Below are 23,314 nucleotides of genomic sequence, written 5' to 3' on the forward strand. Positions count from 1 at the left end.
GCGCGGAGCCCGGGGGTGCTGCTGGCTGGCGGGCGGCGGGTGTGTGTGGGGTGTGAGCACGCGGGATGCGGTTGAGTCGCACCTTGGCTATGAAGCGCAGGCGGTAAGCCAGTCCATGGAGCGCATTGCTGTGACGACCAGGCGTGCTGCATCGGGATGGGCCGGAGTCTTGAGCTTGTGAGCCATCCTGTTTCGTGCGGTGAACAATGAGACGAGGTTCGACCAGAGGTCGGGATCGTCGTTTTCGAGGCTCCGCCCGATCACGGTGTGCGCGATCGGCCCGTAGAGTGCGACGGCGCTGCCGTGGGTGTCTTGCAGTGAGCGCAGACTCGGGCAGGAGCCGGGAGCCCGGGCGGACCTGAGGGTCTCTTTGGCGTATGTCTCGGCCGCGACCGCGGCCAGCAGGGTCGCCATCCCCGGCTGGGGGCTGTTCGTCGATTGTGTCAGGTAGCGCGCTTGAGACAGGAGGGCTCGTGCTGGTGAGGCACCGTCGTTCAGCGCGGTCGTGGCGCTGTCGATGGTCAGCGTGGGCAGACCTCTGACGACGGGGTACCCGGGTGTGAGCGGTTCGGGCACGCTCAGGGCGAGCCCCCTGGTCACGTCCTGCGCCGTCAGGGAGAGCATCTTCGGGATGTCTCCCACCATGCCTACACTCGGCTGCTCGACGCGCAGAGCGTCGGACAGTCGAGCGGCGGCGAACCGGAGAACGGCGATGGCGGCCTTCACTTCGGCCTGGACTGCGGGCTCGTCGAGACTGGGGTCGAGAGGGAACGTCACGTGCGCAGTGAAGTACGCTGGGCTCAACGCTGTCGGCGCGCTGACATGGGTGCCCGACCAGCTGACGTATCCCTGCGCTGGGAAGCGGCCTTCGAACTTCGGGAATTCGAGGACAACATCGAAGGCCCCCACCCTGGTGGTGAGCGGCTGCCCCGCAAGCGCGGGATCGATGTCACCCATCCGCCCGACCGTCGGCTCACTGGACGGCTGGAGCCGGTAGACGGTGGCGACGGAGTAGTTGCAGTCCTTGGAGAGTTCCGGGACGGTGGCGCCGGCCTCGTATCGCGCCCGCAGGGACAGCGCGAGCTTGTGCCGCTCGGCGGCCCGCGCGGCTGAGCGCATCCGCAGCGTCAGCTGCGTGGTGCGCACCGTGCCGCCAGCCTCGATCAGCAAGCGCCGGGCACCACGCCGGGTCTCTCCTGCGGCTGCGGCGAGTTCGGCGAGGGTCGCGCCGTGCTCCTCGTACAGGGTGCGGAGATGTGCGGCCAGTCGTTGGCGGGCTTGGGGGTCCTGGCGCATCCTGCGGGTCTGCCACGAGGTGCGCATTTCGATTCCGGCGTCGTGCAGCCGGTTGAGGACCGTGCCGTACGACAACCCGCTGGCGGTGACGAGTTCGTCGACTGTGGCGCCGGATTCGTACTGCTCGCGCAGGGCCTCAGGAGCCACCGGCCGGTTCTCGGCAGGAGCGGTCGGAGGGTTGTCTGGGTTCATGCGGCGGAGTTCCATTCGCTGAGGGCTTCGGCATGGGCGGCGGCCAGTTCGTCGTAACTGCGCTGGTCAGCGGGGGTGATGAGGATCAGGCGGCCGTCGGTGGCGACCCGCCAGTCGGGGATGACACGGCCGGTGGCTGGGTCGAGGACGCGCCCGTCCGGGGCGTGCCACGTGGAGGGGATCTCGTCGGGGCGCGGTGTGGGGACCAGGACTTGGCGGCCGTCGTGGACGAGCACCACGGCCTTGCTGCGGTGCTCCGCAAGTCGGTCCAGCGTCTCCCGGTAGGCCGCACGCTCGGCCGTGTGCACCGCCTTGCGGCGGGCCGCGACGCCCGTGGTGCCGTGTTGCTCGGCCACCGCGTCCCAGCCCTGTGCTGGCCCCGCGTGCGAGCCGGTGGCTGCGTCCGGGAGGCTGTCGCCGAAGCCCTCCAGCGCACGAGGCGCGAGGGCCCACGTCTCCCCGGTGCGGTGGACGAGGCCGTGGTCGGCCAGGCGTTGCAGGGTCCGGTAGGCGGTGGCGCGCGAGACCGAGGAGGTGCCGACCAGCTCGCTCACGGTTTGGGCGGGGCGGACGTGCAGCGCGCCGATGATCACGAGGGCGGCGCTGCCGAGGCCGTGGTGGGCGAAGGCGTCGTGGCCCATCAGCCGGGCGATGACGGTGGAGTCGATGTCGGCCGAGCTGCCGGTCTCAGGGGTGGGCCACTCCTCAAGTGCCGGGTCGGGGGGTACTGAGTGGTCCGGAAACGAGACAGGCCAGTGGGGGCAGCGCTGCGATGGTCGGCGCTGCCATCGGCGAGGTACCAGGTGGAGCCCTCCCGGCCGTGACCGACCCGCAGCCGGCGCAGCCAGCCCTGCGGCTTGAGGACGGTCTCGTAGACCACCCGCAGCGTCGTCCGGGAGACACCGGCTTCCTCCGCGGTCTGCCGCTCGCTGGCGTGGTGCAGAGGGCCGCCGGCGGTCTCGGCGAAGGTCAGATGGGCCCGCAGCACCCGCAGCGCGCTCCGCCCCCGCTCGCCGCGCCAGGGTGTGGTCTCGATGCGGTCGCGCAGCGCGGCGAGGACCTCGTAGGCGTGGTGACGCGACTCCAGCACTCGCGTTCCGGTGACCGCGGCCGATGCGCTGGCCCACACCCGACGGATGTAGTCCAGGGCGCGCGCCTGCCCGGAGCGCAGCGCGATGTGCCGAGCGTGACGGCCACCCTCGTGGTCCGGGTGCAGCAGCAGCCGGGCCAGCTCGTCGACGGTGCCGCCGGCCCGGGCGACGTGGCAGGCGATGGCCGCTGTGATGCGGTGCCCGTGCTCGGCCACGCCGTGCCGGTCCTGGCGCGCGACCACGGTGTGGCCATCGGACCCGAGCCTGATGTAACTGCCGGTGGCGTACCGGCCGGTGAGGTCGCCGAGCAGGACGAGCTCGGCCGCTGCCGGACGAAGCCGGTGAAGGCCCAGTCCGCCGAACGGGCGAGGGGTCTGTCGCTGTGGTTCTGTCTGGTGGTTGTGGTGTGCCACGGTGGAGTCGTCTCGCAAGGACAAGGACGCCACCCAGGCCCGCTAAAACCATGGGTGGCATCCGGAACCGACCTCCAATCGGTGCCAGCGAAGCCTCCAGGATGGCCGTCCTGGAGGCGTTCGTATGCCTGGCTCCGCTGTGAAGGCAGGCGTCCCCATCGCAACTCGACCAAGGACTGAACAGAGAGCTGTCGAGAGGTCGTTACTTCTGATCCATCCGGTCAACTCGGTTCGCTCGAAGGCGAGTTGCAGAGGGATCGCCTCTGACTGCCTCCGAGCGACCCGGGTCGAACCGGGGTCGAATCAGAGCGTTCTCCTCTGACTGCCTCCGGTCGCCTCTGCAACCCGTCCTAGCAGGTCACAGCCGTTTCGGCCGCCATAAGCCCAGGTCAGAGGGGTGCGGTCGGATTACCACGAGTACACGGTCATCACGCCTGGTTCGTCCACGCGTGGAGCTCGCCGGATCGTGACCGGTGAGGAGTACCAGGAGGACTACTACACGGCCGATCACTACGCCTCGTTCGACCTGATCGACTACGGCTGCTGAGTTCGCCGGACCAGCCGGAGGTCCGGTCCGCGTTCAGCCGGGCCTCCGGCTCTCGGCGACGGCGAACAGCGCGAACGCCAGCACCAGCAGGGTGACGCTCGCGTAGATCTCGTAGCCGTCGAGAAAGCCGAGCCGCTGCACCAGGCCCCAGTCCCAGTCGGTGAACCGGTGCAGCAGACCGGCGATGCCCTGGACCAGGGCAAGGAATCCGAGAACTTCCAGCAACTGCTTCATGGGAAGACCCTCGCCCCGCGGACCCCCCACTCACATCGGCCGCGGGGCGAGACCGGTCCGACGGAAGTCTCCGGGCCCGGAGGCCCGGCGCGCCGAAAGTCTGCGATGCCGCGACTTTGGTCGACGATCCCGCCGAGGGAAGGGTGTCGTGGCGCGTGGCTGCGTAGATTTGTCGACCGTGAGTGGTGATGTGCCGGGGCCCGAGTCGCAGCCCTTCGTCGAGCAGCGCTGGCTGCTGCCCTCGGCGGTGGTGAAGGAGCTCGACCCCGACGGCGAGCGCCCGGGGTGGCGGTACCGGCGTACCGCGCGCGACTGGGTCGTCGACTTCTCCTGCTTCCTGGTGGCCGTCTCCTTCGGCCTGCTGAGCGCCGACACCGTGGATCAGGAGAACCTCCCGGAAGCCGTGATCGCCCTCGACCAGTTGCTGGGCGCGCTCGCCTGTGCGGCGGTGTGGCTGCGCCGCCGATGGCCGCTCGGGCTTGCCGTGGCGATGATTCCGGTCGGCTTTCTTTCGGCCACCGCGGGCGGCGCGAGCCTCGTCGCGGTGTTCACCCTCGCCGTGCACCGGCCCTTCCGGTATGTGGCCTGGGTGAGCGGGGCCGCGCTGGCGGTGACGCCGCTCTTCTACTGGTACCGGCCCGACCCCGAGATCCCCTACGGCTGGACGCTGTTCATCGGCGTGGTACTGACCGGAGCGGTCGTCGGCTGGGGCATGTTCGTCCGCTCCAAGCGCCAGCTCATGCTCAGCCTGCGCGACCGCGCCCGACGCGCCGAGACCGAGGCGCAACTACGGGCCGAGCAGGCCCAGCGGCTGGCCCGCGAGGCCATCGCCCGGGAGATGCACGACGTCCTCGCCCATCGGCTGACCCTGCTGAGCGTGCACGCGGGCGCGCTGGAGTTCCGGCCGGACGCGCCCCGGGAGGAGATCGCGCGGGCCGCCGGGGTCATCCGGGAGAGCGCCCACGAGGCCCTCCAGGACCTGCGGGAGATCATCGGGGTACTGCGGGCGGGGGAGCGCGACGACTCCAGTCGGCCCCAGCCCACCCTCGGCGCGCTGGAGGCGCTGGTCGCCGAGTCCCGTGAGGCCGGGATGAAGGTCGCCCTCGACAACCGGGTCAACGACCCCGCCGCCGTCCCCGCCTCCGTCGGCCGCACCGCCTACCGCATCGCCCAGGAGGGCCTGACAAACGCCCGCAAGCACGCCCCCGGCACCGAGGTCACCGTCACGGTCACCGGCGGCCCGGGCGAGGGGCTCGACATCCTCGTGCGCAATCCGGCGCCGGAGCGTGACGTACCGCCTGTGCCGGGGTCCGGACAAGGGCTGATCGGGCTGACGGAACGGGCGACCCTCACCGGGGGCCGCCTGGCACACGGCCCGACGGCGGACGGCGGCTTCGAGGTACGGGCCCGGCTGCCCTGGGGGTGAGAACTGCGCCTGTGGTGAACCCGGTTGACTTGCGTGGAGAAGATGACGCAGGTTTGTGCGGCCCACCGTCCCACAGGCACCGGAAGGAAGGACCAGCGTGAGTTTCGGGGGACCGTACAACCCGTACCCGCCACAAACGGGCCCGCAGAACGGCGGACCCTACCCGCCACCGCCCCCGTACGTCCCGCCCCGGCCCCCGGCGCCTCCACCGCCGTACCCTTATCCGCCGCACTCTCCCTTCGTGCCGCCGCAGCCCCAGCCGCCCACCACCTTGATGGGCTCCCTGAGAAGCCTGCGGGATGCCGAATGGCTGCCCCTGCGTGTGCTGTTGCGCGCCGGGCGGCCCCGGATCCACGGTTGTGTGTGGGCGCTGGCGCTGTTCCCGTGCACGGCGTTCGTGACGCTGCCGTTGATGGCCGGCTACGTCTTCGCCCGTTCCGCCCGCGCCCAGGCGCACCGGCGCTTCCCGCCGCGCGGACACCGCCGTATCGAGGACCCGGACGTGGTGCGCGTGCAGCGGGTGCGGGCCTGGACGGCTGCCGCCATGTCCCTTTTGCTGCTGGTCATGTACGGCAAGCCGGAGGACGTCAGCCAGGCGCAGGAGCAGTACATGACGCGGCTGGCCATCACCCCGCCGCTGCTGCTCCTGAGCGCACCCGTGGTGATCGCGTTCCTGTTCCGCGTGGCCTCGCCCCAGGCGAAGGCCCAGATGCGGCCGAGGCTGCGTGCGGCCGGGCGGTCGGCGCTGGTCTACGTCGGCGCGGTGACCGCTGTACCGCTGCTGCTCGTCGCGATCGTCCTGGTCGAGGACCGTACGTCCGCGGACCTCGATCCGGGCTTTCCCTGGATGCAGTTGGCGCTGACGCTGCCGTTCTTCTGGGTGCTGTTCTTCCTGGCGTTCGCCACCGGTCCGGCCGTGCGCACCGGGTTCAACTCCGCGGGCGTGCACGCGGCGCTGCCCGCGCTGCTCACCGCCGTGCTGGTGTGGGAGTTCGCGCTGATCAGCCTGGTGACGGGCGGACTTCCGCCCGGTCCGCCCGTCGTCCAGATCCTCGCCGTCCTCGCCGGCCCGGCCTCGGTCACCGCGGTGGTCCGCTGGGAACTGCACCGTCTGCGCACGCGCTACGGCGTTGTCCTGCGGGCCTGAGAGCCGGTGTCACCGGAAGCGGCGGGGCACCACGCGCTGTCCCGCCGCCCCGTAGACCCAGGGCGAGGTGCCGTCGATGAACTCGGTGGGGAAGCCCGGCCGGAACCCGGTCGTCTCCTCCAGTTGCGCCACCACCTCGGCGGGCAGGGTGAGTTCGGCCGCGCCCAGGTTGTCCACGAGCTGCTCGACCCGCCGCGCGCCGACGATCGGGTGTACGGCGGAGGAGTGGGCCATGGTCCAGGCGAGCGCGATCTGCGAGGGGGAGACGCCGAGTTCGTCCGCCGCCGACTGCACGGCCCGCGCCACGGTGTGCTCGCGCTCGCCGATCGAGTCCGCGTCCAGTCGCGCGGGCTCGTCCCCGCCGACGCCGCCCGGCCGGGTGTACTTGCCGGACAGGATCCCGCCCTGCAACGGGCTCCAGGCCGCCACCGACATCCCGAAAGCCTCGGCCATCGGCAGCAGTTCCCGCTCGATGTCCCGGTTCAGCAGGCTGTACGGCACCTGGAGCGAGGCGAACTCCGTCCAACCACGCAGCTCCGCGAGGGTGTTGGCGCGCGACACCAGCCAGGCCGGAGCGTCCGAGATGCCGATGTAGAGCACCTTTCCGGAGCGCACGGCGTCGTCGAGGGCGCGCATCGTCTCCTCGATCGGGGTGTTGCGGTCCCAGATGTGCACCCAGTACACGTCGATGTAGTCGGTGCCGAGCCGGCGCAGACTGGTCTCCAGCGACAGCGTCAGGTTCTTGCGGTGGTTGCCCGCGGCGTTCGGGTCCTCGCCGTTGCGCGAGCAGGTGTACTTGGTGGACAGCACGAACCGGTCGCGGCGTCCCTTCAGCAGTTCCCCGACGATCGTCTCGCTCAGCCCGTCACGGTAGTTGACGGCGGTGTCGATCACGTTCCCGCCGGCCTCGGCGTAGGTGTCGACGATGCGCGCGCACTCCTCCGGGGGCGCCCCCACCCCGTCCTGCTCGCCGAAGGTCATGGCCCCGAGGAACAGCTCGGACACACGCAGGCCGGTACGTCCCAGAAGTCGGTAACGCAAGGAATTTCCCCTCCTTGGATGCTTCGCCGGGCAATCTGGCCGCACCGTGCGCAACCCGCCCCGGCAATCATGATTACGTAAGCTCCATGACTGCGATCAGACTGCTCCTCGTCGACGACGACCCGCTGGTCCGGGCCGGTCTGTCCCTGATGATGGGCGGCGCGGAGGACATCGAGATCGTCGGCGAGGCCTCCGACGGCGCGGAGGTCGGGGAACTCGTCGAGCGCACCCGCCCGGACGTCGTCCTGATGGACATCCGGATGCCCTCGGTGGACGGCCTCACCGCCACCGAACGCCTGCGCGGCCGCCCCGACGCCCCGCAGGTGGTCCTGCTCACCACCTTCCACGCCGACGAGCACGTCCTGCGCGCCCTGCGCGCGGGCGCCGCCGGATTCGTCCTCAAGGACACCCCGCCCGCCGAGATCGTGGACGCGGTACGGCGGGTCGCGGCGGGCGATCCTGTCCTGTCGCCCACCGTGACACGGCAGTTGATGGAGCACGCGGCGGGCGCAGCCGCCGACCTCCGCCGTACACGCGCGCGTGCCCGTATCGCCGCCCTGAACGACCGCGAGAGCGAGGTCGCCGTCGAGGTGGGCCGCGGTCTGTCCAACGCGGAGATCGCCGCGGCCCTGTTCATGAGCGTCGCCACGGTGAAGACCCATGTCTCCCGCATCCTGACCAAGCTCGATCTCAACAACCGTGTGCAGATCGCGCTGCTGGCCTACGACGCGGGGCTGCTCGAAGAATCCGACGAGGAAGGGCACTAGCCGCGCACGTCGTCCGTTGTGAGGGTGTCGGGGGAGTTGTCCGAGGGGGAGCGGTCATGAGCGGTGTCATCGATCTGGGGGAGTTCGGCGAGGAGTTCCGCCGCGATCCGCATCCGGCGTACGCGAGCCTGCGCGCCATGGGGCCCGTCCACCGCGTCCGGCCGCCCGAGTGGGAGTCCGAGACGTGGCTCGTCGTCGGCCATGAGGAGGCGCGCGCGGCGCTGGCCGACCCGCGGCTGTCCAAGGATGCCGCCAAGATCGGCCTGTCGTCCCTCGACGAGGAGATGATCGGCAAGAACCTCCTGGTCTGCGACCCGCCCCAGCACACCCGGCTGCGCGGCCTGATCTCCCGCGCCTTCACCATGCGCCGCGTGGAGGAACTGCGCCCGCGCGTCCAGCGGATCACCGACGACCTCCTCGACGCGATGCTGCCGTACGGCCATGCCGACCTGGTGGAGTCCTTCGCGCACCCACTTCCGCTGACCGTCATCTGCGAACTGCTCGGCGTGCCCGAGATGGACCGCGCGGAGTTCCGCAAGATGTCCACGGAGGCCGTCGCCCCCAGCGGCAAGGGCAGTGAGTACGACGCCTTCGTGGGCCTCGCCGCGTACTTCACCGACCTGATCGAGGACAAGCGGGCCGTGGGACCGAGCGGTGACCTGCTCAGCGACCTCATCCGCACCACCGCCGAGGACGGCGACCGGCTCTCCCCGGACGAACTGCGCGGCATGGCCTTCATCCTGCTGATCGCGGGCCACGAGACCACGGTCAACCTCATCACCAGCGGCGTCCACGCCCTGCTCACCCACCCGGACCAACTCGCCGAGCTCCGGGCCGACATGACCCTGATCGACGGCGCGGTCGAGGAGATGCTGCGCTACGAGGGCCCGGTGGAGAACGCCACCTTCCGGTACGCCGCCGAGCCCCTGGAGATAGCCGGCGCCCGGATCGAGGCGGGCGACCCGGTGATGATCTGCCTCACCGCGGCGGACCGGGACGCGGAGCGCTACCCCGCCCCGGACCGCTTCGACATCCGCCGCGACACCCGCGGCCATGTCGCCTTCGGCCACGGCATCCACTTCTGCCTGGGCGCCCCCCTGGCCCGCCTGGAAGCGCGTACGGCGATCCGCACGCTGCTGGAGCGCGCCCCCGGCCTCGCCCTCGACGGCCCGCCCGGCGAATGGCTCCCGGGCATGCTGATGCGGGGCATGCGCAGCCTGCCGGTGCGCTGGTAGGTGTCCTGGTAGGTGTCAGACCACGGCCGTCTCGTGACCACCGGGGAGTTCCGCAAGGCGCACCGGTCTGTGCTCGCGTCTGGACAGCTCGCACGCCTCGGCGACCCGCAGCGCCTGCAAGGCCTCGCGGCCGTCGCAGGGGTTGGCCCGCTCGCCAAGGACCACCTCGACGAACGCCGCGAGTTCCGCCTCGTAGGCGGGCCCGAAGCGTTCCAGGAAGCCGGGCCAGGGCTTGTCCGCGGCGGGCGGTCCGCTCGGTTCGGTGGACGCGATCGGCGTGCGGTCGTCCAGGCCGACGACGATCGTGTCCCGCTCCCCGGCCAGCTCCATGCGCACGTCGTAGCCCGCGCCGTTCAGCCGGGTCGCCGTGGCCGTCGCGAGCGTGCCGTCGTCCAGGGTGAGCACCACCGCCGCCGTGTCGACGTCACCCGCCGCACGGAACATCGCGGGACCGGCGTCGGACCCGGTGGCGTACACATCGACCACCTCGCGCCCGGTCACCCAGCGCAGCACATCGAAGTCATGGATCAGCGTGTCCCGGTACAGCCCGCCGGACAGCGGCAGATACGCGGCCGGCGGCGGCGCCTGGTCGCTGGTCAGCGCCCGCACGGTGTGCAGCCGCCCGAGCCGACCCGCGCGCACCGCCTCCCGGGCGCCCGCGTAGCCCGCGTCGAAGCGGCGCTGGAAGCCCATCTGAAGGATCGTTCCGGCGGTCTCGACCTCGGCGATCGCCTGGAGCGTGCCGGGCAGATCCAGCGCGATGGGCTTCTCGCAGAACACCGGGAGCCCCGAGCGCGCCGCCCGTCCGATCAGCTCGGCGTGCGCCGACGTCGCCGTGGTGATCACCACGGCGTCCACGCCCCACTTGAAGATCTCGTCCATCCCCGGAGCCGCTGTCTCGCCAAGACGCAGGGCCAGCTCCGCCGCCCGCGCCGGATCGGCGTCCGTGAGGATCAGCGAACCGACCTCCCGGTGCCGGCTCAGTGTGTTCGCATGAATCGTGCCGATCCGGCCTGTACCGATGACTCCGATGCGCATGGGAACAAAGTGCGGTCGCATCAGGCACCCTGTCAATGTGTATGTCCGGACAATCGAACTACACGACTTCCCGTCAACCGGCCACGGAGCTACGCTCGCCCCGTGCCGAAACCAGAAGTGGACCCGACCGTGTCGCTCGACCTCAGTGTGGACCGGAGCAGCCCGGTGCCGTTGTACTTCCAGCTGTCCCAGCAGTTGGAGGCCGCGATCGAGCACGGAGCGCTCACCCCCGGCAGCCTGCTGGGCAACGAGATCGAGCTCGCCGCACGGCTCGGCCTCTCCCGGCCCACCGTCCGCCAGGCCATCCAGTCGCTCGTCGACAAGGGTCTGCTGGTCCGCCGCCGCGGAGTGGGCACCCAGGTCGTGCACAGCCAGGTCAAGCGCCCCCTGGAACTCAGCAGCCTCTACGACGACCTGGAGGCCGCGGGCCAGCGCCCCGCCACCAAGGTGCTGGTCAACACCGTCGTTCCGGCCTCCGCCGAGGTGGCGGCCGCGCTCGGCGTCGCCGAGGGCGGCGATGTGCACCGCGTGGAGCGGCTGCGCCTCGCGCACGGCGAGCCGATGGCGTACCTGAGCAACCACCTGCCCGGCGGACTGCTCGACCTGGACACCGCCCAGCTGGAGGCCACCGGCCTGTACCGGCTGATGCGCGCCGCGGGGATCACCCTGCACAGCGCCCGCCAGTCCATCGGCGCCCGCGCCGCCACCGCCGCCGAGGCCGAGCGCCTCACCGAGGACGAGGGCGCCCCGCTGCTCACCATGCAGCGCACGACCTTCGACGACACCGGCCGCGCGGTCGAGTTCGGGGACCACATCTACCGGCCGAGCCGCTATTCGTTCGAGTTCCAGCTCCTCGTACGACCGTAATCACGGCCTTCTCGGCGTCCCGAGTTCGTCGCAATGTCCGGACAATGCGACCGGCTCGCACGCCCCGACTGCGCGGCGCATGATCCCTGTGTCTGATACTGGGGCGTTTGGGGCTGGTGAGGTCACCGCCCCCTTGCGTACGTCAGAGCACAGCAAGAAGGGCACCGCCTCGTGGCACGGTTGAGGACCTGGACAGGAATCGCGCTGGCGGGGGCACTGTGCGTGTCCGTCGCCGGCTGCAGCAGCACCGGCGGCAAACGCGCCGAGGACGCCCGCAAGGCCGCGGCGGCCCAGGGGAAGGCGGCGGTGAACACCCCTCGCTGGACCTTCGCGATGATCACCCACTCCGGTGATGGCGACACCTTCTGGGACATCGTCCAGAACGGCGCCAAGCAGGCGGCCGTGAAGGACAACATCAACTTCCTGTACTCCCACGACGACGAGGCCCAGCAGCAGGCGCAGCTCGTGGACGCGGCCGTGGACAAGCAGGTCGACGGGATCATCGTCACCCTCGCCAAGCCCGACGCCATGAAGGCCGCCGTGGCCCGCGCCCGCAAGGCCGGCATCCCGGTGATCACCGTGAACTCCGGCTCGGAGGAGTCCAAGGCGTTCGGCGCGCTCACCCACATCGGCCAGGACGAGACCATCGCCGGCGAGGCCGTAGGCGAGGAGCTGAACAAGCGCGGCCGCAAGAAAGCCGTCTGTGTGCTGCACGAGCAGGGCAACGTCGGCCACGAACAGCGCTGCGACGGGGTGAAGAAGACCTTCGACGGCACCGTCCAGGACCTGTACGTCAACGGCACGAGCATGCCGGACGTGCAGTCCGCCATCGAGGCCAAGCTCCAGGCCGACAGCTCCATCGACTCGGTCGTCACGCTCGGCGCCCCGTACGCCGACACCGCCGTCAAGGCCAAGCAGGGCGCCGGCAGCGACGCCGAGATCGACACCTTCGACCTCAACGCCAAGGTGGCGGCCTCGCTCAAGGACGGCACGCTCGGCTTCGCCGTGGACCAGCAGCCGTACCTCCAGGGCTACCAGGCCGTGGACCTGCTGTGGCTGTACAAGTACAACGACGACGTCCTCGGCGGCGGCAAGCCGGTGCTCACCGGCCCGCAGATCATTACCAAGGACCAGGCCGCGGCGCTTGAGGAGTACACGCAGCGGGGCACCCGATGAGCGCCACGACCGTCTCCTCCGACGAACGGCTCCTGGAGACCTCGCCCCTGCGCAAGCTCCTCGGCCGCCCCGAACTCGGCTCGGTCGTCGGCGCGATCGCCGTCTTCGTCTTCTTCGCGCTCGTCGCCGACGGCTTCCTGCGCGCCTCCAGCCTGAGCACGGTCCTGTACGCGTCCTCGACGATCGGCATCATGGCGGTCCCCGTCGCACTGCTGATGATCGGCGGCGAGTTCGACCTGTCGGCAGGCGTCCTGGTGACGTCCTCAGCCCTCGTGTCGTCGATGTTCAGCTACCAGATGACGGCCAACACCTGGGTCGGCGTAGGAGTGTCCCTGCTGGTCACCCTGGCCATCGGCGCCTTCAACGGCATCATGCTCACCCGCACCAAGCTGCCGAGCTTCATCATCACGCTCGGCACCTTCCTGATGCTGACCGGCATGAACCTCGGCTTCACCAAGCTGATCGACGGCACGGTCTCGACCAAGTCGATCGCCGACATGGAGGGCTTCTCCAGCGCCCAGGACGTCTTCGCCTCGACCCTCACGATCGGCGACGTCGACTTCAAGATCACCATCCTGTGGTGGCTCGGCCTGGTCGCGCTCGCCTCCTGGATCCTGCTGCGCACCCGTGCCGGCAACTGGATCTTCGCGGTCGGCGGCAACCAGGACGCGGCCCGCGCGGTCGGCGTCCCGGTCACCAAGACCAAGATCGGCCTCTACATGGGCGTCGCGTTCGGCGCCTGGATCTCCGGCCAGCACCTGCTCTTCTCGTACGACGTCGTGCAGTCCGGCGAGGGCGTCGGCAACGAGCTGATCTACATCATCGCGGCCGTCATCGGCGGCTGTCTGATCACCGGCGGCTACGGCAGCGCGGTCGGCTCCGCGGTCGGCGCGTTCATCTTCGGCATGACCAGCAAGGGCATCGTCTTCGCCGAGTGGAACCCCGACTGGTTCAAGTTCTTCCTCGGAGCGATGCTGCTCCTCGCGACCCTGCTCAACGCCTGGGTCCGCAAGCGCGCGGAGGCCACCAAGTGACACTCGTCGAGCTGGCGGACGTCAGCAAGCACTACGGCAACATCCGCGCCCTCGCAGGCGTCTCCCTGGAGGTCGATACGGGCGAGATCACCTGCGTCCTCGGCGACAACGGCGCGGGCAAGTCCACCCTCATCAAGATCATCTCGGGGCTGCACCAGCACGACGGCGGCGTCCTGCGCCTCGACGGCGAGGAGACCATGCTGTCCTCCCCGCGCGAGGCCCTGGACCGCGGCATCGCCACGGTCTACCAGGACCTGGCCGTCGTACCGCTGATGCCGGTCTGGCGGAACTTCTTCCTGGGCTCCGAACCCCGCAAGGGCGTCGGCCCCTTCAAGCGCATGGACGTCGAGGTCATGAAGCGGACGACCCACGCGGAACTCCTGCGCATGGGCATCGACCTCCGGGACGTCGACCAGCCCATCGGCACCCTGTCGGGCGGCGAACGCCAGTGCGTGGCCATCGCGCGGGCGGTCCACTTCGGCGCAAAGGTGCTGGTCCTGGACGAACCGACGGCGGCGCTGGGCGTGAAGCAGTCCGGCGTGGTCCTCAAGCTCGTGGCGGCGGCACGGGACGAGGGCCTGGGCGTTGTGTTCATCACACACAACCCACACCACGCGTATATGGTCGGCGACCGCTTCGTGCTGTTGAAGAGGGGCACAATGGTGGGCAGCTACACGCGGGAGTCCATCGAGCTGGACGAGCTGACCAGGCAGATGGCAGGCGGAAACGAGCTGGACGATCTACGCCATGAACTGAAACGTGCCTAGAGGCGCCGGGAACTGCGCGACAAGCCACATACGGCTTGTAGACGGCGTACATCATGAACCACCCCATTGTTTCCCTGTACGGCACCGGGATCGCCGGTGAGGCAGAATCGGGCCTGATGAGCACCTACGGCACCTTCAACGCCCCCATCGGCTCCCGCCGCGCACCAGCGCTCCGAACGGTGGGCACCCGTGAACGCCGCTCCCATTTGACGGCGCCCCGGGTGCCGACGGTCGGCATCGACATCGGCGGCACCAAGGTGATGGCCGGCGTCGTCGACGCCGACGGCAACATCCTGGAGAAACTCCGCGCGGAGACACCGGACAAGTCCAAGAGCCCCAAGGTCGTCGAGGACACCATCGTCGAGCTGGTGCTGGACCTGTCCGACCGGCACGACGTGCACGCCGTCGGCATCGGCGCGGCCGGCTGGGTGGACGCCGACCGCAACCGCGTCCTGTTCGCCCCGCACCTGTCCTGGCGCAACGAACCGCTCAGGGACCGTCTCGCCGGGCGGCTCGCCGTACCCGTACTGGTCGACAACGACGCCAACACGGCCGCATGGGCGGAGTGGCGTTTCGGCGCGGGCCGCGGTGAGGACCATCTGGTCATGATCACGCTGGGTACCGGTATCGGCGGCGCGATCCTGGAGGACGGGCGGGTCAAGCGCGGCAAGTTCGGCGTGGCGGGCGAGTTCGGCCATATGCAGGTCGTACCCGGCGGCCACCGCTGCCCGTGCGGCAACCGCGGCTGCTGGGAGCAGTACAGCTCGGGCAACGCGCTGGTGCGCGAGGCGCGTGAACTGGCCGCGGCCGACTCCCCGGTGGCGTACGGGATCATCGAGCACGTCAAGGGCAACATCTCCGACATCACCGGCCCGATGATCACGGAGCTGGCCCGTGAGGGCGACGCCATGTGCATCGAGCTGCTCCAGGACATCGGCCAGTGGCTCGGCGTCGGCATCGCCAACCTGGCGGCGGCCCTCGACCCGTCCTGCTTCGTGATCGGCGGCGGTGTCTCGGCCGCCGACGACCTGCTCATCGTCCCCGCGCGGGACGCGTTCAAGCGCCATCTGACCGGCCGCGGCTACCGCCCCGAGGCCAGGATCGCGCGCGCCCAGCTCGGCCCCGAGGCAGGCATGGTCGGCGCTGCCGACCTCGCCCGCCTGGTCGCCCGCCGCTTCCGGCGCGCCAATCGGCGCCGGGTGGAGCGCCATGAGCGCTACGAGCGGTATGTGTCGTCCCGCCGTGCGTCGCAGGGGCCCGCGTGACCCCTGATCTGCCCGGTCAGGCCGAATCGGCGGACGAACCGTCCCGGCCCGCCGAGGACCGGCGCCACATGATCCGCCGCAGGGCGCTCACCCTGCTCATCATCGGGCTGCTCATCGGCGTCCCGGCCGGCTACCTGGTGATCTCCGCCAACCAGAGCCGGGACAGCGGCAAGGACAAGGAGGCCAAGTACTCGGCGAGGGGACTCACCGAGGGCTGGCCGTCCAAGGTCCAGCGCCGCCTCTACCAGGTGCCGGTGCCGCACCCGGCGAACCAGGTCGCGTACTACGAGACGAACAACTGGCGCACCAGCAGGCTCTACGTCCAGTTCCAGACCACGCACGCGGGTCTGGACGCCTTCCTGGCCGAACTCGGGCTCAGCCGGGACGACCTGAAGCGGGAGGACATCACCATCGGCGCCCGCGACCAGAAGGTCACCGGCTGGAAGTTCGCGGGTGAGGGCTCCCGCCCCGGCCCCTACTTCGGTCTCGTACGGGAACAGAAGAACCCGGCGCCCACGCAGGACATAGTGGTGAACACGGGGAACCCGACGTACCCCATGATCTACGTCGTCTCCCGCACGGTTCCCTGACCGGCCTGGCCCGGCCCGGCCCCGGCCGGGCGGCGGGGCCGGTTGTCAGACCCCGCCCGTAGAGTCGAAGACGTCTGATCCGACTCCGGGCTGGGAGGTGACAGGAAGTATGAGTCAAGCGGCTGTGGCGGACGGTCTTCGTACGGCGGAGGCGGTCCCCGTGCGACTCGCCGCCGTCTTCCTGCCCGCGCCCCTCCCGCGCGAGGGCCGGATCGCCTTCTGGGACCCCGAGGACGGCCCCCTGCCCGCGGGCCCGGAACCCACCGAGCTGACGGTGGTGCGGCGGTACGGCTCCGGCGTCCGCCGCAGGCCCGCCCCCGCGCTGACCCTCCCGCTCGACGCCGCGCTGCCCCTCCTCGTGCGCGCCCGGCGCGACCCCGCCGCCCACCCCGCCACCGCAGCCTGGGGCGCCGCCGCCCAGCACGCCCTACGGCTCACCGCGCGCGGCCGGCTCCTGCCCGGGCTGACGCCGACCGGCCACGACGCCTGGCGGGCCGGACCCCTCGCCCCGGACGACATCGCCCACCTGCGGGCCATCGCCGCCGCCCTGCCCTACGAAGGCCACGCGGTACCGCTGCCCGGCCCAGGACCGCTCCGGCTGCCCGATCCGGAAGCGCTGATGCGCTCCTTCCTGGACGCGGTCGCGGACACCCTGCCCCGCACCCCGGCCGCTCCCTACGCCTCCGGGAAGCCCTTCGCGGACCGCCGGCCGCAGCGACTGCCCGAGGCACACGACTGGGCGGCCGAGGTCGCCGCCGGGATGGACGCGGGCGTCCGGATCTCGCTGCGCCTGGACCTGTCGGCGTACGAGCTGTTCGACGGCGAGGAGGGCGTCCGCAGCGCGGGCGCGGCGATCGTCCAGGTGCACAGCCTCGCCGACCCCACCCTGGTGGCCGACGTGGCGGCGCTGTGGGCGGGCGAGGCGGACGCGGCCTTCGGACCCCGCGCGCGGGTCGACGCGGCCCTCGCGGTGCGCCGCGCGGCCCGTGTCTGGCCGCCGCTGGACCGGCTCGCCGAGCAGGACGTGCCGGACGTACTGGCGCTGTCGGACGAGGAGTTGGGCGATCTGCTGGGGGTGGCGGCGACCCGGCTCGCGGCGGCGGGCGTCGGGGTGCACTGGCCCCGCGACCTCGCCCAGGACCTGTCCGCCGCCGCGGTAGTACGGCCCGCCCCGGGCTCCGCGACCGACGGCACCGGCTTCTTCGAGAGCGAGGAACTGCTCCAGTTCCGCTGGCAGTTGGCGCTCGGCGGGGAGCCGCTGAGCGAGGCCGAGATGGACGCGCTCGCCGAGGCGCACCGCCCCATCGTGCGGCTGCGCGACCACTGGGTGCTCGTCGACCCGGCGCTGGTCCGCAAGGCCCGTAAGCGCGAACTGGGCCTGCTCGACCCGGTCGACGCGCTGTCCGTCGCCCTCACCGGCACGGCGGAGGTCGACGGCGAGTCGGTGGAGGCGGTGCCGGTCGGCGCCCTCGCCGCCCTGCGCGACCGGCTGACGGCGGGCGTCCGCCCCGCCGAACCGCCCCCGGGCCTGGACGCCACCCTGCGCGACTACCAACTCCGGGGCCTGGCCTGGCTGGACCTGATGACCTCCCTCGGCCTCGGCGGCTGTCTCGCCGACGACATGGGTCTCGGCAAGACCATCACCGTCATCGCCCTGCACCTGCAGCGGGCCCGCAGCGAACCGACCCTGGTGGTCTGCCCGGCCTCCCTGCTCGGCAACTGGCAGCGCGAGATCACCCGCTTCGCGCCCGGCGTCCCGGTCCGCCGCTTCCATGGCCCCGACCGCACCCTGGAGGACCTCGCCGGAGGCTTCGTTCTCACCACGTACGGCACCATGCGGTCGGCGGCGCCGGTCCTCGCCCAGCAGACCTGGGGGATGGTCGTCGCGGACGAGGCACAGCACGTCAAGAACCCGTACTCGGCGACGGCCAAGGCGCTGCGCACGATCGCGACCCCGGCGCGGGTGGCGCTGACCGGCACACCGGTGGAGAACAACCTCTCCGAGCTGTGGGCCCTGCTGGACTGGACGACCCCGGGACTCCTCGGCCCCCTGAAGTCCTTCCGTGCCCGGCACGCGCGTGCCGTGGAGAACGGCGAGGACGAGGAGGCGGTGGAGCGGCTGGCGCGACTCGTACGCCCCTTCCTCCTGCGCCGCAAGAAGTCCGACCCCGGGATCGTCCCGGAGCTGCCACCCAAGACCGAGACCGACCATCCGGTGCCGCTCACCCGCGAACAGGCCGCGCTGTACGAGGCGGTGGTGCGCGAGTCGATGCTCGCCATCGAGACGGCGGAGGGCATGGCGCGCCGGGGCCTGGTGCTGAAGCTGCTGTCGGCGCTGAAGCAGATCTGCGACCACCCGGCGCTGTACCTGAAGGAGCCCGCCGCGGCCGAGGCCCTGGTGGCCCGTTCGGGCAAGCTGGCGCTGCTGGACGAACTGCTGGACACGCTGCTGTCGGAGGACGGCTCGGCCCTCGTCTTCACGCAGTACGTGGGAATGGCCCGCCTGATCACCTCCCACCTCGCCTCCCGCGCGGTCCCCGTGGACCTCCTCCACGGCGGCACACCGGTCCCGGAGCGTGAGCGCATGGTGGACCGTTTCCAGGCGGGCGAGACCCCGGTCCTGGTGCTGTCCCTGAAGGCGGCCGGCACCGGCCTGAACCTCACCCGAGCCGGTCATGTCGTCCACTTCGACCGCTGGTGGAACCCGGCCGTGGAGGAACAGGCCACCGACCGCGCCTACCGCATCGGCCAGACCCAGCCCGTCCAGGTCCACCGCCTCATCACCGAGGGCACGATCGAGGACCGTATCGCGCAGATGCTGGAGTCCAAGCGGGCGTTGGCCGACGCGATCCTGGGCTCCGGCGAGTCGGCCCTCACGGAACTGACGGACCGCGAGCTGTCCGACCTGGTCTCCCTGCGGAGGACGTCATGACGTCACGACCGTCGGAGGAGGCCCGGCACGCCTTGCGGGCGGCGCGGGAGCGCGAGGCCAAGGACGAGCGTCCCGGCGCCGCGGATCGTCCCACCACAGAGCGACCGGAGGAGGGCGCGAGGACGTCCGAGGCGGTGCCGGAGACGCGTGAGGTCCGCCCCGCGGACGCGGCACGCGCGGCACTGCGGCGCGCCGTCGGCGGCGCAGGGCAAGGCACGCCATCGGAGAAAGACGCAGCGGCGGACACGCCCGCACCGGCGCGGGAGACAGCCCACGCCGACCCACAGACGGCGCGCCCCGCGGACGTCGCGCGTGAGGCGCTGCGGGCCGCGCGCCGCGACAGGCGCCAGACCGATCCGGACCCGGCGAACCCGAGCCCGGGGCGCGCGCGTACTCCCCGCAGCCCCGCGCACCCGACGCTGAGTGATGCCCCCGCCGTACGGGCACGCGCCCTGCGGGAGCTGCTCGCCGACGCCTTCCGCCTGCCCGCCGATGTGGAGGCGCCGGGGGAGGAGCCCACCGAGACGGCCCCCGCCGGCCCGACGGACGCCGACGCTGCCCGCAACGCCGTTACTTTCGGCGGCCAGGAGACCCCCGCAACCCCCCGCGTCCCCCGCAGCATGGCCGCCCCTTCCCGAGACGACGACCACCGCAGCACCTTCCCCGCCTTCCCGCCCCGGGAGCCCGGCGACGCCGCATTCGCCGAGACATGGTGGGGCAACGCCTGGGTGTCGGCCCTGGAAGAAGGGGCGCTGGACCCCAAGCGGCTCGCGCGCGGGCGCGGTTACGCCGAGCAGGGGCATGTGGACGCCATCACCGTCACACCCGGTCTGGTCCTCGCGTATGTGAAGGGCAGCCGGCCTCGGCCGTACCGCGTGCAGGTGCGGTTGCGGACGCTCGACGACGCCGACTGGGAGCGGTTCCTGGATGTCGCCGCCGAGCGGCCCGGGCATATCGCCGCGCTGCTCGACAAGGAGATGCCGCACTCCCTCGCCGAGTGCGGCGTGCCGCTGCTGCCGGGGCCGAGGGATCTGGAACCCCGGTGCAGTTGCCCGGACTCCGGGCACCCGTGCAAGCACGCCGCCGCCCTCTGCTATCAGACGGCACGTCTGCTCGACGCCGACCCCTTCGTGCTGCTCCTGCTGCGCGGCCGGGGTGAGCGCGAGCTGCTCGACGCCCTGTCCCGCCTCAGCGCCGCGAGGGCGGCCCGTGCCGCGCAGGACCAGGAACCGGCGCCGCTGCCGGGCGTACGGGCGAGCGAGGCCCTCGCGCCCCGCGAACTCCCGCCCCTGCCACCGCCGTTGCCGGTGCCGCCGCACCCCGAGCAGCCCCCGGTCTATCCGGCGGCGCCGGGCGGCCCCGACCCGTTCGCGCTGGACCAGCTGGCCACCGACGCCGCCGCCCGCGCGCACGCGCTGCTCGGCACCGGCCGTGACCCGCTCGCGGAGCTGACGCTGTGGCAGGACGCCGTACGGCTCGCCGCGGCCCGCCCCGGTTCCGGCCTCACCGCCGGCACCCGCGCCCTGTACTCCTCGCTCGCCTCCGCCGCCGACCGCACGCCCGCCGAACTGGCCCGCGCGGTGGCCGCGTGGCGCCAGGGCGGCGCGGAGGGCCTCGCCGTACTGGAAGAGGCCTGGGACCCGCCGGCCGGCCGTTTCGACCGGGCCCGCCCGCTCCTCCTCGCCGCCGACCTCCCCGCCTTCCGCCCCTGGCGCAACCGACTCACCCACCCCCGCGGCCATGTCCAGCTCCGCCTCGGCCGCGACGGCCTGTGGTACGCGTACGAATCAGAACCGGGCCACGACGACTGGTGGCCCCGCGGCACCCCCGACCTGGACCCGGTCGGCGCCCTGACCGGCCTGGGCGGCCCGGTCGAACCATAACGGCGCGCAATCCGGGCGTCGCCCTGCTGCGCACCGAGGCAGGCCGGACGGGCACCGCACGACACCGGCCGCGAAGCCTTCCGCCACCCCGCCGCACCCCGCACCTCCTCGCCGCCTGGGCCGCCACCGAAAACGCCGAACCCACCGCTGGTCCGACAGGTCGTTCACCTGATCCGGCCCACATCCTCACAACCCCCGTCATAGGGCAGTTGTGAGATGTGAGAGCGTGCAGGACGTGATTGATAGCGTGACGAACACCCTGCAATACCGCTTTGACGGGCCAGAAGAGGCTCCGGTCCTGATCCTGGGCCCCTCCCTGGGCACCACCTGGCACATGTGGGACCGCCAGGTCCCCGAGCTGACGAAGCAGTGGCGAGTCTTCCGGTTCGACCTGCCGGGGCACGGCGGCGCGCCGGCGTACCCCGCGGGCTCGGTCGCCGAGCTCGCCGAGCGGCTGCTCGTCACGCTGGACGGGCTCGGGGTGCAGCGCTTCGGTTACGCGGGTTGCGCGTTCGGCGGTGCGATCGGTGTGGAGCTGGCCCTGCGTCATCCGGAGCGGCTCGCCTCGCTCGCCCTGATCGCCGCCTCGCCCCGCTTCGGTACGGCCGACGAGTTCCGGCAGCGCGGGGTGATCGTGCGGACGAACGGTCTCGACCCCATCGCCCGCACCTCGCCCGAGCGCTGGTTCACCCATGGCTTCGCCACCGCCCAGCCCGCCATCACCGACTGGGCCGTGCAGATGGTGCGCACCACCGACCCCGGCTGCTACATCACCGCCTGCGAGGCGCTGGCCTCCTTCGACGTACGCACCGAGCTCACCAGCGTCGGCGTGCCCACCCTCGTCCTGGTCGGCTCCGAGGACCAGGTCACCGGCCCCGCCGAGGCCCGCACCCTGGTCGCCGGCATCCCGGACGCCCGGCTCGCCGTGGTCCCCGGCGCCTCCCATCTCGTACCGGTGGAGCAGCCCGCCGCCGTCACCGATCTGCTGGTCAGACACTTCTCCACCGCCTGGCAGCCCGCCTACGACTCGACCACCGGCCAGGTCGCCATCACCGCCGCCCCCGTGAAGCCGGTCCTCACCACGGCGAGCGCGGCGACGGCCCCGCCCGTGGCGCCCCCGCAGCCCGCACCGATCGCCGAGATCGCCCCGGCCGTCGTCCCCGCCCCGGTGGCGGGCGGCCGGCCCGATCCGTACGACGCCGGGATCAAGGTGCGCCGTGAGGTGCTCGGGGACGCGCATGTCGACCGGGTGCTGGCGCAGGCCGACGAGTTCTCGGGCGACTTCCAGGAATTCGTCACCCGCTACGCCTGGGGCGAGATCTGGGACCGCCCCGGCCTAGACCGCCGCTCGCGCAGCTGTGTCACCCTCACCGCCCTGGTCGCCGGCGGCCACCTGGAGGAGCTCGCCTTCCACACCCGGGCCGCCCTGCGCAACGGCCTGACGCCCACCGAGATCAAGGAAGTGCTGCTCCAGGCCGCGGTCTACTGCGGTGTACCGGCGGCGAACAGCGCGTTCACGGTGGCGCAGCAGGTGATACGCGAGGAGACCACACCGACCGAGTGAAGCAGCTGCAAGGCGCAGGAGGGCGGCGACGCGATGGGGGAGTCGGCAACCGACGACAACGCCGCTGGGGGTCCCCTCTCTGGGGGAACGCGTGCCAGACTCCCCGACGCCGACATGATCCGCCGGACAGGGCCCTAGGGGGCAGGATGGTGCCATGAGGTTCACGAAGATGTCGCACGCCTGCGTCCGTCTGGAGAAGGACGGGCGCACGCTCGTCCTCGACCCCGGAGGCTTCAGCGAGGAGGACGCCGCCCTCGGCGCGGACGCGATCCTCGTCACGCACGAGCACCCCGACCACTTCAACGAGGAGCGGCTGCGCACCGCGATGGAGGCGAACCCGGCCGCCGAGATCTGGACCCTGAAGTCGGTCGCGGAGAAGATCTCGGCCGCCTTCCCCGGCCGGGTGCACACCGTCGGCCACGGCGACACCTTCACCGCCGCCGGCTTCGACGTCCAGGTCCATGGCGAACTGCACGCGGTCATCCACCCGGACATCCCGCGCATCACCAACGTCGGCTATCTCGTCGACGGCGGCCGCGTCTTCCACCCCGGCGACGCCCTCACCGTCCCCGACCACCCCGTCGAGACGCTGATGCTCCCGGTCATGGCCCCCTGGAACAAGATCTCCGAGGTCATCGAGTACGTCCGCGAGGTCAAGCCGCAGCGCGCCTACGACATCCACGACGCCCTGCTCACCGACCTCGCGCGCCCCATCTACGACAACCAGATCGGCGCCCTCGGCGGCGCCGAGCACCTGCGGCTGGCGCCCGGCCAGAGCGCGGCTCTCTGATTGTCAGTGCCGCCGGGTA

The 23,314-nt window shown here is 71.5% G+C and carries 20 protein-coding genes and 1 pseudogene; 15 read left to right on the forward strand and 6 right to left on the reverse strand.

All coding sequences use genetic code 11. From position 1 onward, the window contains the following. Positions 1 to 87: 87 nt before the first annotated feature. The 3 genes from H4N64_RS45545 to H4N64_RS45555 are packed head-to-tail and all read right to left on the reverse strand — an operon-like array spanning position 88 to position 3,016. Positions 88 to 1,488 (reverse strand): helix-turn-helix domain-containing protein, encoded by a 1,401-nt coding sequence (locus H4N64_RS45545; protein WP_260859996.1) that lies wholly within the window; start codon positions 1,486 to 1,488, stop codon positions 88 to 90. Then, positions 1,485 to 2,129 carry a MarR family transcriptional regulator gene (locus H4N64_RS45550; RefSeq protein WP_260859997.1) on the reverse strand — a complete coding sequence of 215 codons (645 nt, stop codon included), beginning with the start codon at positions 2,127 to 2,129 and terminating at the stop codon, positions 1,485 to 1,487. The genes H4N64_RS45545 and H4N64_RS45550 overlap by 4 nt, the downstream gene beginning before the upstream one ends. After that, positions 2,129 to 3,016, reverse strand: coding sequence for a hypothetical protein (locus H4N64_RS45555; protein ID WP_260859998.1), 888 nt, complete (start codon positions 3,014 to 3,016; stop codon positions 2,129 to 2,131). The genes H4N64_RS45550 and H4N64_RS45555 overlap by 1 nt, the downstream gene beginning before the upstream one ends. A 385-nt stretch (positions 3,017 to 3,401) precedes the next feature. Between H4N64_RS45555 and H4N64_RS27230 the strand changes: the two are divergent. Beyond that, positions 3,402 to 3,539 (forward strand): annotated as a pseudogene (locus H4N64_RS27230) (ribonuclease domain-containing protein); the annotation flags it as partial. A 33-nt stretch (positions 3,540 to 3,572) separates the two neighbouring features. Here H4N64_RS27230 and H4N64_RS27235 read toward each other — a convergent pair. Beyond that, positions 3,573 to 3,773, reverse strand: a complete 201-nt coding sequence (locus H4N64_RS27235) for a hypothetical protein (RefSeq protein WP_186285070.1) — start codon at positions 3,771 to 3,773, stop codon at positions 3,573 to 3,575. Positions 3,774 to 3,951: 178 nt separating this feature from the next. On the opposite strand from H4N64_RS27235, the gene H4N64_RS27240 reads away from it, so the two are divergent. Next, complete coding sequence (locus tag H4N64_RS27240; RefSeq protein ID WP_186285071.1) at positions 3,952 to 5,199, forward strand: histidine kinase; 1,248 nt, start codon at positions 3,952 to 3,954, stop codon at positions 5,197 to 5,199. A gap of 241 nt (positions 5,200 to 5,440) precedes the next feature. After that, positions 5,441 to 6,346 carry a hypothetical protein gene (locus tag H4N64_RS27245; protein WP_336246809.1) on the forward strand — a complete coding sequence of 302 codons (906 nt, stop codon included), beginning with the start codon at positions 5,441 to 5,443 and terminating at the stop codon, positions 6,344 to 6,346. Positions 6,347 to 6,355: 9 nt separating this feature from the next. Here H4N64_RS27245 and H4N64_RS27250 read toward each other — a convergent pair whose 3' ends face one another. Then, positions 6,356 to 7,387 carry an aldo/keto reductase gene (locus H4N64_RS27250; RefSeq protein WP_186285072.1) on the reverse strand — a complete coding sequence of 344 codons (1,032 nt, stop codon included), beginning with the start codon at positions 7,385 to 7,387 and terminating at the stop codon, positions 6,356 to 6,358. Between the two features lie 86 nt (positions 7,388 to 7,473). Here H4N64_RS27250 and H4N64_RS27255 point away from each other — a divergent pair, with 86 nt between their 5' ends. Next, on the forward strand, positions 7,474 to 8,154 hold the full coding sequence (locus H4N64_RS27255) for a response regulator transcription factor (protein ID WP_186285073.1): 681 nt from the start codon (positions 7,474 to 7,476) through the stop codon (positions 8,152 to 8,154). A gap of 56 nt (positions 8,155 to 8,210) precedes the next feature. Further along, complete coding sequence (locus H4N64_RS27260) at positions 8,211 to 9,389, forward strand: cytochrome P450 family protein (RefSeq protein WP_186285074.1); 1,179 nt, start codon at positions 8,211 to 8,213, stop codon at positions 9,387 to 9,389. A 15-nt stretch (positions 9,390 to 9,404) separates the two neighbouring features. On the opposite strand, the gene H4N64_RS27265 is transcribed toward H4N64_RS27260, so the two are convergent. Next, positions 9,405 to 10,427 (reverse strand): Gfo/Idh/MocA family protein, encoded by a 1,023-nt coding sequence (locus H4N64_RS27265; RefSeq protein WP_186285075.1) that lies wholly within the window; start codon positions 10,425 to 10,427, stop codon positions 9,405 to 9,407. A gap of 129 nt (positions 10,428 to 10,556) precedes the next feature. Between H4N64_RS27265 and H4N64_RS27270 the strand changes: the two genes are divergently transcribed. The 10 genes from H4N64_RS27270 (at position 10,557) to H4N64_RS27315 (ending at position 23,295) form a co-directional block, all read left to right on the forward strand. Further along, the gene (locus H4N64_RS27270) at positions 10,557 to 11,294 is read left to right on the forward strand and encodes a UTRA domain-containing protein (RefSeq protein ID WP_186285148.1); all 738 of its coding nucleotides are present in this window, start codon (positions 10,557 to 10,559) and stop codon (positions 11,292 to 11,294) included. Between the two features lie 171 nt (positions 11,295 to 11,465). After that, positions 11,466 to 12,470, forward strand: a complete 1,005-nt coding sequence (locus H4N64_RS27275; protein WP_186285076.1) for a substrate-binding domain-containing protein — start codon at positions 11,466 to 11,468, stop codon at positions 12,468 to 12,470. After that, positions 12,467 to 13,504 carry an ABC transporter permease gene (locus tag H4N64_RS27280; RefSeq protein WP_186285077.1) on the forward strand — a complete coding sequence of 346 codons (1,038 nt, stop codon included), beginning with the start codon at positions 12,467 to 12,469 and terminating at the stop codon, positions 13,502 to 13,504. The genes H4N64_RS27275 and H4N64_RS27280 overlap by 4 nt, the downstream gene beginning before the upstream one ends. After that, on the forward strand, positions 13,501 to 14,271 hold the full coding sequence (locus H4N64_RS27285; RefSeq protein ID WP_186285078.1) for an ATP-binding cassette domain-containing protein: 771 nt from the start codon (positions 13,501 to 13,503) through the stop codon (positions 14,269 to 14,271). The genes H4N64_RS27280 and H4N64_RS27285 overlap by 4 nt, the downstream gene beginning before the upstream one ends. A gap of 116 nt (positions 14,272 to 14,387) precedes the next feature. After that, on the forward strand, positions 14,388 to 15,536 hold the full coding sequence (locus H4N64_RS27290) for an ROK family glucokinase (RefSeq protein ID WP_186285149.1): 1,149 nt from the start codon (positions 14,388 to 14,390) through the stop codon (positions 15,534 to 15,536). Continuing rightward, entirely contained in the window at positions 15,533 to 16,126 is a 594-nt protein-coding gene (locus H4N64_RS27295) for a sugar kinase (protein WP_186285079.1), read from the forward strand. Before H4N64_RS27290 ends, H4N64_RS27295 begins: the two co-directional genes overlap by 4 nt. Positions 16,127 to 16,235: 109 nt before the next feature. Further along, positions 16,236 to 19,058 carry a DEAD/DEAH box helicase gene (locus tag H4N64_RS27300; RefSeq protein ID WP_186285080.1) on the forward strand — a complete coding sequence of 941 codons (2,823 nt, stop codon included), beginning with the start codon at positions 16,236 to 16,238 and terminating at the stop codon, positions 19,056 to 19,058. After that, a complete protein-coding gene (locus tag H4N64_RS27305; RefSeq protein ID WP_186285081.1) occupies positions 19,055 to 20,941 on the forward strand; it encodes an SWIM zinc finger family protein in 1,887 nt (628 codons plus the stop codon). Before H4N64_RS27300 ends, H4N64_RS27305 begins: the two co-directional genes overlap by 4 nt. Positions 20,942 to 21,179: 238 nt before the next feature. Beyond that, positions 21,180 to 22,505 carry a bifunctional 3-oxoadipate enol-lactonase/4-carboxymuconolactone decarboxylase PcaDC gene (gene pcaDC, locus H4N64_RS27310; RefSeq protein WP_418896296.1) on the forward strand — a complete coding sequence of 442 codons (1,326 nt, stop codon included), beginning with the start codon at positions 21,180 to 21,182 and terminating at the stop codon, positions 22,503 to 22,505. 154 nt (positions 22,506 to 22,659) lie between these two features. Next, entirely contained in the window at positions 22,660 to 23,295 is a 636-nt protein-coding gene (locus H4N64_RS27315) for an MBL fold metallo-hydrolase (protein WP_186285083.1), read from the forward strand. Positions 23,296 to 23,314 lie beyond the last annotated feature (19 nt).

This window comes from Streptomyces cupreus, assembly GCF_014257025.1.
GTDB classification, from domain to species: Bacteria; Actinomycetota; Actinomycetes; order Streptomycetales; family Streptomycetaceae; genus Streptomyces; species Streptomyces cupreus.

Excerpts from the sequence above, each read along its gene's own strand:
- H4N64_RS45545 (WP_260859996.1), bottom strand. The coding sequence starts at position 1,488 with ATGAACCCAGACAACCCTCCGACCGCTCCTGCCGAGAACCGGCCGGTG.
- H4N64_RS45550 (WP_260859997.1), bottom strand. The coding sequence starts at position 2,129 with ATGGGCCACGACGCCTTCGCCCACCACGGCCTCGGCAGCGCCGCCCTC.
- H4N64_RS27235 (WP_186285070.1), bottom strand. The coding sequence starts at position 3,773 with ATGAAGCAGTTGCTGGAAGTTCTCGGATTCCTTGCCCTGGTCCAGGGC.
- H4N64_RS27255 (WP_186285073.1), top strand. The coding sequence starts at position 7,474 with ATGACTGCGATCAGACTGCTCCTCGTCGACGACGACCCGCTGGTCCGG.
- H4N64_RS27260 (WP_186285074.1), top strand. The coding sequence starts at position 8,211 with ATGAGCGGTGTCATCGATCTGGGGGAGTTCGGCGAGGAGTTCCGCCGC.
- H4N64_RS27265 (WP_186285075.1), bottom strand. The coding sequence starts at position 10,427 with ATGCGCATCGGAGTCATCGGTACAGGCCGGATCGGCACGATTCATGCG.
- H4N64_RS27280 (WP_186285077.1), top strand. The coding sequence starts at position 12,467 with ATGAGCGCCACGACCGTCTCCTCCGACGAACGGCTCCTGGAGACCTCG.
- H4N64_RS27290 (WP_186285149.1), top strand. The coding sequence starts at position 14,388 with ATGAGCACCTACGGCACCTTCAACGCCCCCATCGGCTCCCGCCGCGCA.
- H4N64_RS27300 (WP_186285080.1), top strand. The coding sequence starts at position 16,236 with ATGAGTCAAGCGGCTGTGGCGGACGGTCTTCGTACGGCGGAGGCGGTC.
- H4N64_RS27305 (WP_186285081.1), top strand. The coding sequence starts at position 19,055 with ATGACGTCACGACCGTCGGAGGAGGCCCGGCACGCCTTGCGGGCGGCG.
- H4N64_RS27315 (WP_186285083.1), top strand. The coding sequence starts at position 22,660 with ATGAGGTTCACGAAGATGTCGCACGCCTGCGTCCGTCTGGAGAAGGAC.